The organism is Brevundimonas aurifodinae (genome assembly GCF_040195595.1).
Classification (GTDB): Bacteria; Pseudomonadota; Alphaproteobacteria; order Caulobacterales; family Caulobacteraceae; genus Brevundimonas; species Brevundimonas aurifodinae.
On sequence record NZ_JBEGDD010000010.1, the window covers coordinates 30,864 to 45,182 of the forward strand.

A 14,319-nucleotide genomic window follows, 5' to 3' on the forward strand; every position below is an offset into this window, starting at 1 on the left:
CCCTAGGGGGGACCCCAGTCCAGGATGCCGGCCTTGGCCATCCACATCAGGCTGAGCATGATCCGCTTGCGACGCGGCACGGCGAAGTCCTCCAGCACGGCGCGGACGGCGATCCCGTCCGAGCGCGCGATCAGCGTCAGCAGCCGCAGTTCCTCCTCCGCCGTGCCCCGCCGTTTGGACGCGAACTGATCCAGCCAGAGGGTGGATGACCGCTCCAGGTCGGTCACCGCCGCGCCCGAGGCCAGCGCCAGGCGATCGTCGAGCCCCAGGACATGGGTCGCGAACCCCGAAAAGTCCTTGAACGGATCGCCCTTGACCGGATGCGGTCGGCGCGGACGTTCCGGGGCCACCCGTCGGATCCCCGCCAGTTCTTCGGAAAGGGCGACATACTGCGGCGCGACCACGCGCCAGTCGAAGGTGTCGCGGATGCGTCGACGGCCGGCCTCGCCCTGGCGACGGCGCAGGTCCGGAGACCGGATCAGGGCGGCGATCGACTCGGCGGCGCGCCCGACATGAACCGCCGTGTGCTGGGCGATGGTGCCGACGTAGCTCTGGTAGGAGGTGATGGCGAGGGCGTGGCTGGTCGCGGTCTCCTGCAACAGGTCATGCGCCGGCGCCCCCAGGGTCGGGATCAACGCCCCCTCGACCCCGTCTCGCACGGTGTAGCGATAGCCGTCCCAGTCCGAGACCACGACCGGCAGTCCCGCCGCCATCGCCTCCAGCGGCGTGATGCCGAACGTCTCCTGGATGTTGTCGACCAGAGAGACGAAGATGTCGGAGGCCGCCCACATCTCGCGCACCAGGGCCGCGTCGTTGCCGTCCAGCAGATGCAGGTCGACGTCGGGAGCATAGGCCGCGGCCGCTTCGCGGTAGCGGGCTTCGTCTTCGGCTCCGCCAGGGAACCAGCCGACCATGGCGAAATGCACGCGCGCGCCGGTCGCGCGGGCCGCGTCCTGGACGGCCCGAAACATGGGTTGGGGGAAGGCCTTCTCGAAAAAGGACAGCCGCCCGACCCACAGCACCACGACGTCGTCGGGACCCACGCCCAGCGCCGCGCGCCGCGCGCCCCGCACAGCGGGCCGATCCGCCGCCGCCGCGAACACCTCTCCATAGACGCCGAGCGGCAGCAGGGGCAGCTGCGGTCGCGGCGGCGCCGCGCCGCCGAAACGATCGGCCAGATAGGCCTCCCAGTCGTCGAACATCCGGACCATGGCCGACTGGATCGATGGGCTGGTGCAGATCACCGCGTCCCACGGATGGGTCGGCCCGATCGAGGCCATGGCGATCTCCTGACGCATGGCGGGCGGGGCGATGGTGTGGATCAGCCCCATGAGGCTGTAGGCCGTCTCTCCCACAACGAAGCGGCGCACCCAGGCCAGTTCATCGATCCGGGGTCCGCCGCGCAGGACGGCGCCGGCGTCCCTCGCGCGCGCCTGGTTCAAGATCAGGGTCGCCTGGATGTCGACCGTTCCCCCCTCAGGCCCCAGCAGACCAGGCCGGATCTGGTCACCGGTCACGTCGACGTGGGTAAGGACATCGAGCCGGTCCAGCCCGCCGTATCGCGCCACCGCCTGGAACAGTTCGACGTTGGCCACCTGCATGCCGAAGACATTGGCCCCCCGCCCGGCCCGGCCGGCGGGGTGATATATGCCGAGACGCTTCATCGACCGAACAGTCGCCACCCACGCCGGGGAGTCGCCTCGACGACGAGGGGCGCGTCCGGATCGAGTTCTCGCGACCACGTCACCTCGCGCCGCATGACCCGCGCGGGCGCGCCACCGGCGATGCAGTGGGCCGGGACTTCGCCCGAGACGATGGACCCGGCGGCCGTGATCGCGCCCGTCCCGATCCCGCTGCCCTTCATCACCATGGTCCGCAGACCGAGCCAGACGTGGTCGCCGATCTCGACGGAGCGGCCCGGGTTAATCCGCGCGCCGGTCATGCGATCGTGGATGGGATGGATGTCGCTGACAGACACATAGACCTGGGACGAGATCATGCAGTCCTCGCCGATGCTCAGGGTCAGCGGCTCGTGCAGTTGCAGTGAGCCCTGCACCATGGTCGTGCGGGACCCGACCTTCAGGGTGGCACCGTCCGTGATCAGATTGGCGAAGCCGTGCAGCCAGGCGTCGCGGCCGATGACGATCCGGTTGCCGTTGCCCCGGACCACGATGTTCATGCCAAGCCGCGTTCCCTCGGCGATCTCCACCACATTGTCGTCGCCCTCGATCAGGATGGAGGCGTCCGATCGCTTGCCGATGTCGGGCACCGTCGCGCCGAAGCCGGCGGGGGCATAGCGCTCCAGCGTCGCGCCCGGAGCCACGGTCAAGCGATTACGCCGTCCGATCACCTCGATGCGGCCGCCGATCACGCAGTCGGGTGCCAGGTCGACCGCGTTGCCCTCGCCACGCGAGGACACGCCGGCCTCGAACGGGGCCGTGACCGCCTCGTCTTCCGATCCTGTCTTTCGCGTCGCCATCGCGGTGAACCCTAGGGTCTGATCCGGAAAAGTGTGAGCGGTTTTCCGGTCGGATCAGACCCCAGAAACCTGCTGGACCTTGATTCACGGCATCAAAGGTTCGCTGTTGACCCGTCAGACGCTTGCGGCACAAGGGAAAAGGCGCGCGACGACCGGCGCCGCAGCGAAAGACCCGCTCTTGGCCGCCAAGCGTATCCTGTTCGTCCATCAGAACTTTCCGGGCCAGTTCCCGCACATCGCGGACGGCTGTCTGGCCGCCGGATACAAGGTGGCGGCGGTGGCGGGGCCGACCGGCAAGAACCGCCCCGGGGTCGATGTCCGTCGCTGGAAGCTGGGACGCGGCTCGACGGCAGGGATTTTCGAGCCCGCCACGCGGGCCGAGGCCGACCTGCTGCGCGCCGACGCCGCCGCTCACCTGGCCGCCCAGTTCAAGGCCGACGGGTTCATTCCGGACCTGATCATCGGCCACCCTGGCTGGGGCGAGACCATCCATATGCACGAGGTCTTTCCCGGCGTGCCGATCGTCCTGTTCGGCGAGTTCTTCTACAAGTCGCGCGGGGCCGACGTCGGATTCGACCTGGAGTTCGAGAACCGCACCTTCGCCGACGACCTGAGGTCCAGCGCCAAGAACATCGGCATGGCCGGGGCCTGTTCGACGGCCGACGTCATCGTTTGCCCCACGCCGTTCCAGGCCTCGACCCACCCCAAGGCGTTCCAGCCGATGATCCGGGTGTTCCACGAGGGCGTGGACATCGCCAAGACCGCGCGCAAGTCCGGATCGCTGAAGATGCCGAACGGCACGGTGCTGGACGGATCGACGCCGGTCATCACCTTCATCAACCGGAATTTCGAGCGTCTGCGCGGCTTCCACATCTTCATGCGGGCCCTGCCGACCCTGCTGCAGGCGCGGCCGGACGCCCAGGTCATCGTCATCGGCGGCGACGACGGCAAGGGCTACGGCGGCCAGTTGCCCGACGGTCAGACCTGGAAGAACAAGATGCTGGCCGAGGTCGGCGACCATCTTGACCTGAACCGGATCCATTTCACGGGAAAGGTGCCCCACCCTCAGATGCTGGCGGCCTTGTCGATGTCTTGGGCCCACGTCTATTACACCTATCCGTTCGTGCTCTCGTGGTCGCTGGTCGAGGCCATGGCCTGCGAGTGCCTGATCCTGGGGTCCGACACCGCGCCGGTCAGGGACGCGATCACCTCGGGCGAGGAAGGCATTCTGAACGATTTCTTCGACGTCGACGCCCTGTCGCGGGCCATGATCGACGCCTGCGCCAATCCGGACCGCTACACGGGCCTGCGCAAGGCGGCCCGCGAAAAGGCGCTCCGGCTTTTCGACCGGGAGACCGTCGGCGTGCCGAAATGGCTGGCCCTGATCCAGGAGCTGATCGGCCCGGCCTGAGCCAAAGCTATGCCGCACTTGTGATCGTTGGCGGACTTAAAAGTCGATTCGCGGGGGGAATGGCCTTTCACACGGGCTTGGCTTGTGGCATTTATCGGGTTCGGCTTGTTCTCCAGCGGGCTGTGTCACTTCGGCCGGGTTCTTCGCGACAGCGGGGGGCCCGGCCGATTGCATTTCGAAGCCCTGATTTTCTGCGTCGCGTCAGGCGACGTGGGCACCGCGCGCAAGCAGGGTCAGGATGTCGTATTTGACCATCCAGAGCAGGCCGCGCTCCAGGAACGGACGCCGGCCGGGCGGGGCGTCGGCCACCAGATCGCGGATGCTCCGCTGTGATCCATCCGACAGGGTCTCGACCACCTTCAGGGCTTCTTCGCGCGTCGGACCGGTGAAGCCGCCGAACGTCGGCAGCTTCATGGCCATGAGAGCCTCCACGTCGGCGGCCGTCCGGCCGGGCGTCAGCATCAGCAGGGTCGAGGGGCTGGACCACTCGGTCGCATAGCCCCCGAACAGATGAAAGGGATCCAGCCGCCGGGGGTTGGGGGCCAGATTTCGCGGCATGGCCGGCAGGGGCCGGGCGGCCTCGCGGCGGGCGCTCATCTCGGTCCACAGCGCCTCGTACTGGGGAATGACGGCCGACCAGTCGAACAGGGACCGGGCGCGGGCCTGGGCGGATCGACCCATGCGACGACGCAGATCGTCGTTCTCGATCAGGTCCAGCAACCCTTGCGCCGCTTCGTCGACGGAGACGGCGATCACCTGGCTGGCGGCGCCGACATAGAGATCGTAGCTGATCCAGTCGTTGGCATGGCGATAGGCCAGGTCGCGCCCGGCCCCGGCGGCGGGGGCATAGGTGGCGGCGCGGAAGCCGTCGACGCCGTGACGCAGCGTGTCGCGATAGCCGTCCCAGTCGGACACGACGCCCGGCAGGCCCGCGGCCATGGCCTCGAGCGGGGTCAGGCCGAAGGTCTCCTGGATATTGTCGGACAGGGAGATGAACAGGTCCGCGACCGACCAGATCGAGAACCGCGTCCCCGCCTCGCGCCCGTCGACGTGGCGATAGCCGACCGAGGGGCACAGGGCGCGGCATTCGTCGTGATAGGTCGTCTCGGCCTCGGCGCTCGTGGCCCAGCCGGCCTGGACCCAGAAGACCGGCTTCGAGCTGCGCCGGGCCGCCTTTTCCAGGGCCAGCGCCATCGGCAGGGGGTTCATCTTCACCGCCGGATTGAACCGGCCCATGTAGAGGACCACCACGGCGTCGTCGGGAATATCCAGCCGTTCGCGCCAGGCTTTTCGCTGATCCGGCGTGGACTGGAAATCCTCTGTGTTGATGGCCAGCGGGATGGTGAGCAGGTTCGGGGTCGAGACCCGGGTGGCGCCCAGCCTTTCCTCCAGATCGACGCGCACGGCCTCCAGCTCGATCTCGACCGAGGCCCGGACGGCGCTGGAGGTGCAGATCAGGCTGTCCCAGGGCTCGATCGGGGCGCTCATCAGGTCGGCGAGGGAATCCATGATGTCCATGGAGGCCGTCGTGTGGGTGATCCCGCTGATGCCATAGCCGCGGCGCAGGCCCGCCATGTTCCGCCGCCAGCCCTCGCGCGCGACGTTGGGCTGGGGCAGGTGGACGTTGCCGATCCGGGCCAGGCCGCCGCGATCGTGGCGGGCGATCCAGCTGACCGGGCGATTGACGTCGGCCAGCTCGGCCAACGCCGCCGAGAGGACCTCGGGCTTGCGGTTCGCCACGTTCCAGAAGGCCCAGCGGGGACTGCGGGAATGGCGCAGATAGCCACGCAGGAAGCTCTCGCCCGCCGACTGACGCCCCATCAGGGCCGGCCCCTTGGTGTCGAAGGCCTCGGGGTTCAGATACAGGACGACGTCGGACATGGATTAAGGCGGGCCTCCCCCGCCCGGCTGATCCCTTCTGTCTAGAGGCTGGGCGGCGGGGGCGAAAGGCGGGGCGTGAAACTGCGTGCGAACCGTCTGAAACGTGCGAAATCCTCCTGACCAGGCCCGGCGAACAGAAGGCCGGACCCCCAGCCTAGGGGGCGGATGCGTCAGAAACGGACGTAGGCGTCAGACGCCCCCGTCAGGCACGCGCAGGGCGCGGCGCATGGCGATGTAGTCCATGGCGGGCGGGTTTTTCTGGTGGCCGCCGTCGCCGCGCGCCAAGGCGATGGGCGGCGAGCGGCGGCGTTTCTCGATGGCGACCAGGCTGTCGAAGATGGTGATGGAGGGGATGGTCACGGCCGCCATGACCTGATCGGCCGTGTCGATGGGCGCGTGATACCAGGCGTGCATCTGGTCGATCAGATCCTTGACCCGGGCCATCCAGGTGCCCGGATGGCCGGGCGCGCCGCCGCCGTGGCTGGGGAAATAGCTGGTGTGGGTGTCCTCGACCATGAACAGGCCGCCGTTCGACACGATCGGGAACAGGGCGTCGAAGGTCACCAGCTGCTGGCGCATGGTGTGACCGCCGTCATCCAGGACCACATCGACCGAGGGGACGGCCGCCTTGAACCCGTCCCAGAAGGCGGGATCGGCCTGATCTCCGATCCATATCTCGAAGCCATGCTCGGTCATGGCGCGGCAATTGGGATCGACATCGACGCCGATGATGCGCGCGTCGGGCCCCAGATAGTCGCGCCACATCATCAGGCTGCCGCCGTTCTGAACGCCGATCTCGAGGAAGGTCAGGGCGCGCCCGCGCCAGGGCGATAGCAGGCGGTCATAGGCGTCGAAATAGTCGATCCATTTCTGAACCGCCCGGTCGGGTCCGGCAATGAAGGCATCAAGCAGGGCATTGCCGGGTCGGATCACGTCGGAACCTCATGAAACGGGGTCGAGGTCCACAGTCGTGCCCGTTGGGTGAACGCCGATCAAGGGCGCAGCCGAAGCTCAGGGTCCGGACAAAAGAAAGGGGCCGCTCCTTTCGGAGCGGCCCCAGACTTTGGTCGAACCTTTCGGTCGCGAGTTCGTCTTAGACGAAGTTCGTGAAGTCCAGGGTGGCGAGCGTTGCGCCGGTGACGAAGAAGGCACCGTTGGAGGTGACCGCCGCCGCGTCGAGAGCGGTGAACACCCAGGCACCCGAGCCGTCGGACAGGGCGACCACGACCACGGTCACGTCATTGCCCGGGACAGAGAAGGTCCCGTTCGCAGCCGTCAGAGCGGCGGCGAAGTCGGCCTGGGTCGTCTCGGCGTAGTTGGTCGCCAGGAGCGGAGCGCCGTTCAGGTCGAAGATGTCTCCAACCGTGAAGTCCGAGTAACGGTCGGCCGTGGCTTCGGTGGTGCCCGTGTCGCCGGTGGCGATGACGAACAGGTCGTTGCCAGCGCCGCCAGAGATGGTGTCGGCACCCACTCCGCCGGTGATGGTGTCCGCACCGTCGCCGCCCGAGAGGTTGTCATCACCGGTGCCGCCGAGGAGGGCGTCGTCACCGGCACCGCCGGAGATGGCGTCAGCGTCGTCACCGCCCGAGATCGAGTCGGCACCGTCGCCGCCCGAAATGCTGTCGGCACCCAGGCCACCGATCACGGTGTCGTTGCCGGCACCCGAGGAGATGGCGTCGGCGTCGGCGCCACCGTCGATGGAGTCGGCACCCGAGCCCGTGGTGATGCTGTCGGCACCGGCCAGGGTCGAGATGATGTTGTTGCCGTCGCCACCCTGGACGTTGTCGCCCACGGCACCACCGGTGATGGAGTCGTTGCCGTCGCCACCGTTGAGGATGTTCAGGCCGTCACCCGCCACGATCGTGTCGTTGCCGGCGTCGCCGTTGATGGTGTCGGCACCCGCGCCCGTGGTGATGGAGTCATCGCCAGCGCCACCGGCCACCGAGTTGGCACCGATGCCCGCGTCGACGGTGTCGTTGCCGTCGCCACCCGAGACCGTGTCGTTGCCGGTGCCCGAGGTGATGGTGTCGTTTCCGGCACCGCCGACGACGTTGTTGTTGCCGTCCGAGGCCACGATGGTGTCTTCGCCGTCGCCACCGTTGACGGTGTCGTTGCCGACGCCCGCCGTGACGCTGTCGTTGCCGACGCCGCCCAGCAGGTTGTTGTTGCCGGCACCGGCGTTGATGGTGTCGTTGCCGTCCGAGCCGTCGATCACGTCGTTGCCGGTTCCGGCATCGATGGAGTCGATGCCCGCGCCGCCGTTGACGGTGTTGTTGCCGTCGCTCGCGTCGATGGTGTCGTTGCCGTCGTCGCCACCGATGATGTCGTTGCCGAGACCGCCGAGGATCAGGTCGTTGCCGGCTTCACCGTTGATCTGGTCGTTGCCGTCATCGCCCTGGAGCGAGTCGTTTCCGTCACCGCCGAGGATCACGTCGTTGCCGAGGCCACCGATGACCGTGTCGTTGGCCGCGCCACCGTTCAGGGTGTCGTTACCATCTTCACCGTTGACCGTGTCTTCGCCGAGATCGCCGAAGACCAGGTCGTTGCCGATGCCGCCGAGGATCGAGTCGTTGCCCTGGCCACCCAGCAGGGTGTCATCGCCGTCGTTGCCGAAGACTTCGTCGTTGCCGAGGTTGCCCTGGACGAAGTCGTTGCCGACGCCGCCGAGCACGGAGTCGTTGCCCTGGCCGCCGAAGATGAAGTCGTTGCCGGCGTCACCGTTGATGGTGTCGTTGCCCTGACCACCCTGCAGCAGGGCGTCGTCGCCGTCGTTGCCGTTGATGCTGTCGTTGCCGTTGTCGCCGAAGATCGAGTCGGCGTCGTTGCCACCGGCCAGGATGTCGTCGCCGTTGCCGCCGTTGACCAGGTCGATGCCCGTGCCGCCGACGATCGAGTCAGCGCCTTCGCCACCCGCGACGGTGTCGTTGCCGGCACCGGCGTCGATCGTGTCGTCGCCGTTGTCGCCACCGATGTTGTCGTTGCCGGCATCGCCGAGCAGGACGTCGGCTTCGTTGTTGCCGTTGATGACGTCGTTGCCGGCACCACCGTTGATCGTGTCGGCGTCGGCGCCGCCCTGGATGGTGTCGTTGCCGTTGTCGCCGAACAGCGAGTCGGCACCCAGATCACCGAAGATCAGGTCGTCTTCCGTGCCACCGAAGACGGTGTCGGCGCCCTGGCCACCGATCAGGGTGTCGGAGCCCGCGCCACCCGAAACGGTGTCGGCCCCGATGTTGCCCTGGAGGTAGTCGTTGCCGTTGTCGCCGAACAGGTTGTCGACGCCCTGGCCACCGAAGAGGAAGTCATTGCCGTTGCCGCCGCGCTGGACGTCATCACCCAGGTTGCCCTGCAGCAGGTCGGCGCCTTCGCCGCCGATCAGCGAGTCGGCACCGTTGCCGCCGAAGATCTGGTCGTCGCCGTTGTTGCCGGTGATGGTGTCGTTGTCGTCGTTGCCGAACAGCAGGTCGGCGAAGGCATCGCCGTCCAGCGTCTCAGCGCCGGCACCGCCGTAGATCAGGATGGAGCCGTCGGCGAACTGGAAGCTGTTGACGCCGGTCACGGCGGCGCGGGCGAAGTCCAGCGACTGGGTGCCCGAGGCGGAGGCGTTGGCGACGCGGATCACTTCCGGATCGGCACCGAGCGCCGGGATCACGGTAATGACGGTGCCGGTCGCGGAGCCGTTCGAGAAGAAGATGACGTCGGTGCCGGCACCGTCGCCCGTGTAGGCAGTCGCCTGCGCCTGGGTCGACGCCCGGAAGTCAAGATTGGCCATTAAAGTTCTCCAAAAAGTGTCACAGACCGTGGTCCGCCGTCGTCCGCCCCCACCATGGAGAACGTCTAAGCGCAAGCCCGCCCTTCGGCGCTTGTAACCGAGGCCATGCAGATTGCAAGCGGCTTTGGCACGCCGCGCCGGGGGGTGGGCGACCGTTGGTGGGTCACCGGTGTCCAGATGTGGGACAGGCGGGCGTCAGAAACCGGTCGGTCGCCTGCATTGATCGGATCAGACAAACGGCAAGAACAGCTCCCGACCGACAGAGTGAGGGGGGCGGGTCTAAAACACAGCCAGAGCGGCCTAGAGCTCAATCCCTGTCAGATTTCTGAACTGTTTCTGATCGTCGGCGAACACGTCTGTCAGATAGTCTTTGTCCGAGGGGGGAAGGCTGGCGAACTCTCCATCAGAGGGGCCGACATGACTTTCCAGAGGCACGACCCGCCCCAAGGTTGGCACATTCAAAAATTCGCAGACGTTGCGGAGAAACAACGTCGGCTGTGTCCGCAGCAGGCGAGCGTCGCCGAAGAATACCTGCTGACGGGGGAAAAGGGCCAGAAGACGCGCGATCTGAGCGGCGTAGAAGCCACGCTCCACATAGGAATGGACCCGGTGATGGCCCGGGGCGGCGGGATCGTCGACGCGGGCGCGGCCCGAGCGGATCGCCTCGGAGAAGGACAGGGGCTCCACCCCCCGCGCCCGCTCCATCCGCCAGTGGGACCAGGCGCGCTGGACCGGGTCGCGGAACACCAGGATCAGCCTGATCGACGGGTCATAGGCGGCGATGCGCGCCAGGCTGGGGGGCCAGTAGAGATAGATGGGCGTGGCCTCGCCCCGCAGCCGCCCGTCGGCCGGGGCGAAGCGGGCGTGATAGGCGGCGTAGTCGGGGGCCGACCAGTCGACGCCGAAGCCCCGGCCGTCCCGGCCCGGAGAGCCGGGACCCTCGTCGTCGAAGAAGTGGACCTCCTTCTCCGGCGCCATCGACAGGTCGGGGTGGACCCGAAGATGGTCGAACAGGGCCGTGGTGCCGCCCTTCTGGACGCCGGCTATCAAGAATCCGACCCGCTCCGCGGGATCGGGGGCGACAAGACAGCGGACGCGTTCGGCGTCGTCGGCCACCGAACTATTGCTCGCGCAGGCTGCGGCCGATCATCGAGCCCATCGGGCCCAGCAGATAGGACATGATGGTACGACGGCCCGTGCGGATCGAGGCCTGGACCGGCATGCCGGGGCTCATGGCCATCCCCTCGGGCAGCTTGGCCAGCTCGGACGGGTCGATGCGGATGTCGGCGGTGAAATAGGGCACGCCCTGGTCGTTGGTCAGGGCGTCGGCCGAGACGGTGACGACCTCGCCCTCCAGCTTGGGCTTGTCCTGGCGGGCATAGGCGGTCAGGTCGACGGTGGCGATCAGGCCGGGGCGGACCTCGTCGATGTCGGCCGGGCGGATCTGGACATGGACCAGCAGGGGCGATCCGGAGGGCACCACGTCCATCAGGGTCTCGCCGGGCTGGGCCACGCCGCCGATGGTGAACTGGCTGAGGTTCAGCACATAGCCGTCGACGGGCGCGACCACGCGGGTCTGTTCGAAGCTGGCGCGGGCGGCGTCGAGGCGGGGGTTGATGTCGGACAGGCGGGCCTCGGCGTCGGACAGGCCGGTGGCGGCCTCGGAGCGGCGCTGCTCCAGGATCTGAGCCAGCTGGAGCCGGGTCTCGCCGGCCTGCTGCTGGTTGCGGGTGATGTCGGCCAGGAGGCTGCCGCGGCGGCCGCCCAGTTCGGCCAGGGTGCGCTGGCGGGCCAGGATCAGGGTGCGGGGCGCGAAGCCGCGCTCGTACAGGGTCTGGTATCCGGCCAGCTCCTCGCCGACGAGCCGGATCTGCTCGGCGATCGATTCGACCTGCAGGTTCAGGCCGGAGCGGGCGCTTTCCAGCTGGAGCAGGCGCTGGTCCAGGATCGCCTTCTGACCGTCGACGGCCTGGAGGCGGGTGGTGAACAGCAGCATCTCGTTGTTGATGGTGGCGGCGACGCGCGGGTCGCTGCGGCGGGCCGCCAGCTCGGGCGGGATGGCCAGGGTGCGCTGGCCGGTCGCCTCGGCGACGAAGCGGGCGCGCTGCATCTGGGCCACGTCGAACTGGTTGTTCAGCACGTCGAGCTGGGCGCGGGGGACGGTGTCGTCCAGCTGGATCAGCAGGTCACCGGCCTTGACCGACTGGCCCTCGCGCACGTTCAGGACGCGGACCACCCCGCCCTCGCGGCTCTTGAGCGTCTGGCGGTTGGACTCGACCCGGACCTGGCCGGGCGCGAGGACGGCGCTCCAGATCGGGGCGAAGCTGGCCCACAGGCCCAGCCCCACGACGCAGACGGCGATGATGGCCAGGCCCGCGATCATCGGCCGGCGGATGCGGGCCCTGGACTGCTTGGACAGCGGGGCCGAGGCCGGGGTGCCGAACGCGGGCACGGGCGCCGGGGTGTCCTCGGTGAAGAAGCGGCGAACGTCCGACCAGCTGAAGCGGGACAACAGGGCCTTCATCGGGCGCCTCCAGACGATTGCGCGGGCGGGACGGCGCCGGGGTTGGTGGCGGCGATCGCCTTTGCGGCGGTGTCGGCGGCGACCGGCGACTGGTTGGCCGGGGCGGGCGAGGCCTGGGGCTGTGGCTGGCCGGCGTTGTTGGCGGCCAGGCGGGCCATGACCTCGGCCTTGGGCCCGAAGATGTCGATCTTGCCGTCGCGCAGCACCACCAGGCTGTCGGCGTCGGCCAGGATGGACGGCTTGTGCGAGATGACCACGGCGGTCGTGCCCGCGGCCTTCATCTTCCTGAGTGCCAGAAGCAGGGCCTGCTCGCCCTGGGCGTCCAGGTTGGCGTTGGGCTCGTCCAGCACGATGAAGGCCGGGTCGCGCAGCATGGCGCGGGCCAGGCCGACCCGCTGGCGCTGGCCGACCGACAGGGTGACCCCGCCCTGGCCGCCCAGCGCGGTGTCATAACCGTTGGGCAGGCGCACGATCATGTCGTGGACGCCGGCGTTCTGGGCCGCCGCGATGACCTCGGCGTCCGAGACGTCGGGCATGAAGCGGGCGATGTTGTCCCGCACCGTTCCGGCGAACAGCTCGGTGTCCTGGGGCAGATAGCCGATGTGGGCCCCGAAGTCGGTGCGCGACCAGCCGAAGACATCGGCCCCGTCCAGTCGGACGGACCCGGCCAACGGCGGCCAGACCCCGACCAGCAGGCGCGCGAGCGTGGACTTGCCCGCCCCCGACGGGCCGATGACGCCGAGGAAGCTCCCGGCCGGGACGGCGAAGGTCAGGCCGGTCAGGATCAGGCGCGGGCTGCCCGGGGCGCCGAAGCTGACGCCCTCGACGCTGAGCTGACCCTTGGGACGCGGCAGGGCGGTGCCGGGCAGGGTCGGCTTGTACTGTCCGAACAGGGCCTGGAGCCGTTCATAAGACTGGGCGGCCGCGACCAGCTGGGGCCAGGTGCCGACGGCCCGCTCGATGGGGGCCAGGGCGCGCGACGACAGGATCATGTTGGCGAACAGCATGCCCGCCCCGAGCTGGCCTTCCAGGATCAGGAAGGCCCCCAGGGCGATGATCACCACCTGGGTCGCCATGCGCACGAACTTGATGGCGTTCGACCAGACCTCGGACGTCTTGCCGGCCTCGATCCCGTGCTCCATGGCCGTCTGGCGATGGCTCATCCACTGACGGCCGATGTGGGGCAGCAGGCCCATGGCCCGCACCACCTCGCTGTTGCGCAGGCCCTGCTCGGTGAAGCCATAGCTGTGGATCGCCGCGTCATTGGCCTTGCGCAGCGCGGGGCGGCTGGCCCGGTCCTGCATCCAGGCCAGGAACGCGAGGATCGCCGCGCCGATCAGGGTCACGAGCCCGACCCACACATCGATCACGAACAGCACCGTCAGATAGAGCGGCAGCCAGGGCAGGTCGAACAGGGTCGTGATCCCGTTGCCGGTCGCCACGACCCGGAACTGGTCCAGGTCCCGCAGCGCCTGGGAGCCCTGCGGCTGCTCGCGCCGGGTCACGCCGTCGAACAGGGCGGCGAAGACGTGGCTGGACACCTGCTGGTCGAAGGCCACGCCGAAATTCATCAGCACCCGCGCCCTGTAGAAGTCGATCAGGCTGGAGATCAGGAAGACGAACAGCGTCCCCAGCGTCAGGACGATCAGGGTGGCGATGCTGCCGCTGGCCAGCACCCGGCCATAGACCTGGTTGGTGAAGATCGGCAGGGCCAGATACAGGCCGTTGGTGACCAGGCTGAACAGCGCCGCCACCATGATGGCGGAGCGGCCGTTGCGAAGGGCCGCGTTCAGCAGCGTGTCGGCCTTTGCGGCGGGGGCGGAAGCGGTCATGCCGGCGTCATCCAGAGGTCCGGACGCGAGGTCGGACGAAAGCGGCGGCAGGAATGCGGACGAAAGCCCTTGCTGTCAACGAGAAATGTATCGTATTCGATGACAAAGGTCGCGGATACGACGATGCTTGAGACACCAGACACCCCCCCGACCGCGCCCGAGCCCGCCTCGTCCAGGGTGGCGAAGCCGGTCGCCCTGGGCGCGCCGGAGGTCAAGGCGATTCTGAAGGCCGAACTCAAGCGGCGGGGCCTGACCTACGCCGATCTGGTGGCGCGCCTGGCCGAGCAGGGCGTGGTCGAGACCGAGGCCAACCTGAGGAACAAGATCAGCCGCGGCGCCTTCACGGCGACCTTCTTCATGCAGTGCCTGATCGCGGCGGGCTGCGACCACGTCCAGATCACGCCGCCCAGGCGCGACTGAGTC

The 14,319-nt window shown here is 68.3% G+C and carries 10 protein-coding genes; 2 read left to right on the forward strand and 8 right to left on the reverse strand.

Translation table 11 applies throughout. From position 1 onward, the window contains the following. Nucleotides 1-2 precede the first annotated feature (2 nt). Nucleotides 3-1,664: a glycosyltransferase family 4 protein gene (locus ABN401_RS12110; RefSeq protein ID WP_349685111.1), complete on the reverse strand. Its 1,662-nt coding sequence runs from the start codon at nucleotides 1,662-1,664 to the stop codon at nucleotides 3-5. Beyond that, complete coding sequence (locus tag ABN401_RS12115; RefSeq protein ID WP_349685112.1) at nucleotides 1,661-2,479, reverse strand: acyltransferase; 819 nt, start codon at nucleotides 2,477-2,479, stop codon at nucleotides 1,661-1,663. Before ABN401_RS12115 ends, ABN401_RS12110 begins: the two co-directional genes overlap by 4 nt. Nucleotides 2,480-2,657: 178 nt before the next feature. Here ABN401_RS12115 and ABN401_RS12120 point away from each other — a divergent pair, with 178 nt between their 5' ends. Then, nucleotides 2,658-3,890: a glycosyltransferase gene (locus tag ABN401_RS12120; protein ID WP_349685113.1), complete on the forward strand. Its 1,233-nt coding sequence runs from the start codon at nucleotides 2,658-2,660 to the stop codon at nucleotides 3,888-3,890. 201 nt (nucleotides 3,891-4,091) lie between these two features. Here ABN401_RS12120 and ABN401_RS12125 read toward each other — a convergent pair whose 3' ends face one another. The 6 genes from ABN401_RS12125 to ABN401_RS12150 all read right to left on the reverse strand — a co-directional run bounded on the left by ABN401_RS12125 (nucleotide 4,092) and on the right by ABN401_RS12150 (nucleotide 13,896). Further along, nucleotides 4,092-5,771, reverse strand: coding sequence for a glycosyltransferase family 4 protein (locus ABN401_RS12125; protein WP_349685114.1), 1,680 nt, complete (start codon nucleotides 5,769-5,771; stop codon nucleotides 4,092-4,094). 189 nt (nucleotides 5,772-5,960) lie between these two features. Continuing rightward, entirely contained in the window at nucleotides 5,961-6,704 is a 744-nt protein-coding gene (locus tag ABN401_RS12130) for a class I SAM-dependent methyltransferase (protein ID WP_349685115.1), read from the reverse strand. Between the two features lie 160 nt (nucleotides 6,705-6,864). After that, nucleotides 6,865-9,540: a beta strand repeat-containing protein gene (locus ABN401_RS12135; RefSeq protein WP_349685116.1), complete on the reverse strand. Its 2,676-nt coding sequence runs from the start codon at nucleotides 9,538-9,540 to the stop codon at nucleotides 6,865-6,867. Nucleotides 9,541-9,840: 300 nt separating this feature from the next. Continuing rightward, a complete protein-coding gene (locus ABN401_RS12140) occupies nucleotides 9,841-10,590 on the reverse strand; it encodes a sulfotransferase domain-containing protein (RefSeq protein WP_349685117.1) in 750 nt (249 codons plus the stop codon). Nucleotides 10,591-10,660: 70 nt separating this feature from the next. Beyond that, entirely contained in the window at nucleotides 10,661-12,064 is a 1,404-nt protein-coding gene (locus ABN401_RS12145; protein ID WP_349685118.1) for an HlyD family type I secretion periplasmic adaptor subunit, read from the reverse strand. Then, on the reverse strand, nucleotides 12,061-13,896 hold the full coding sequence (locus ABN401_RS12150) for a type I secretion system permease/ATPase (RefSeq protein ID WP_349685119.1): 1,836 nt from the start codon (nucleotides 13,894-13,896) through the stop codon (nucleotides 12,061-12,063). The genes ABN401_RS12145 and ABN401_RS12150 overlap by 4 nt, the downstream gene beginning before the upstream one ends. 123 nt (nucleotides 13,897-14,019) lie before the next feature. On the opposite strand from ABN401_RS12150, the gene ABN401_RS12155 reads away from it, so the two are divergent. Further along, nucleotides 14,020-14,316: a DUF6471 domain-containing protein gene (locus ABN401_RS12155; protein WP_349685120.1), complete on the forward strand. Its 297-nt coding sequence runs from the start codon at nucleotides 14,020-14,022 to the stop codon at nucleotides 14,314-14,316. Nucleotides 14,317-14,319: the final 3 nt, after the last annotated feature.